A 360-nucleotide genomic window follows, 5' to 3' on the forward strand; every position below is an offset into this window, starting at 1 on the left:
ATGTCGAACTGCTGAGGCAGGAACGGCTGCACTATGTGCTGCATCACAATTTGAGCAGTGATGCCGCTTCGGTGTTCCGCGCCTTTCTCAAATCACATCATGCAATCCCGCAAATGGCGGGACCGCAGCTTTCGGCGATCGAGATCATCACGCCGTTTAATTTGTCTTGAGGCCGTAGGTCGGGTCGTTGAACAGCTTGATCGTGTCTTCCGACATGACCGGCTCGTCGCCGAACCAGCCGCCACCCAGCGCCTGGCAGAGCGCGACATAGTTGAGGTTGACCTGCTGCGTGCTCTGCGCAAGGCTGAGCTCGGCATTGTAAAGGTCCGCCTGCGCATCCAGCACGTCCTTGAATTCCGT

General features: G+C 57.5%; 1 protein-coding gene. It reads right to left on the reverse strand.

From position 1 onward, the window contains the following. Positions 1-156 precede the first annotated feature (156 nt). Positions 157-360, reverse strand: a 204-nt coding sequence (locus AC1D0P_RS32465; protein WP_477680476.1) for a hypothetical protein, incomplete at its 5' end; no start/stop codon positions are given.

The sequence above is a fragment of the Polaromonas sp. P1_G2 genome, from assembly GCF_056405515.1.